1 protein-coding gene is annotated in these 212 nt (G+C 66.5%); it reads right to left on the bottom strand.

Annotation, left to right across the window (positions count from 1 at the left end; translation table 11 throughout):
- Positions 1-212, bottom strand: a 212-nt coding sequence (locus tag ACLQ2R_RS39775; protein ID WP_425966580.1) for a beta-ketoacyl synthase N-terminal-like domain-containing protein, incomplete at both ends; no start/stop codon positions are given.

Genomic DNA, 212 nt, shown 5'->3' with positions numbered 1-212 from the left:
AACACCCCCACACCCTCACCCCAACCCGTCCCATCAGCCGCATCCGCGAACGACTTACACCGCCCGTCCGGAGCCAGCCCACCCTGGGCACTGAAGTCGAGGAACGTGTCGAGGGTGGCCATGACCGTGACGCCGCCGGCCAACGCCAGATCACACTCACCCGACCGCAACGCCTGCACCGCCAGATGCAACGCCACCAACGACGACGAACA

It is taken from the genome of Streptosporangium sp. DT93 (assembly GCF_049844535.1).
Lineage (GTDB): Bacteria > Actinomycetota > Actinomycetes > Streptosporangiales > Streptosporangiaceae > Streptosporangium.
The sequence above is the reverse complement of the archived record's forward strand: the minus strand, read 5'-3'. Positions and strand labels throughout refer to the sequence as shown.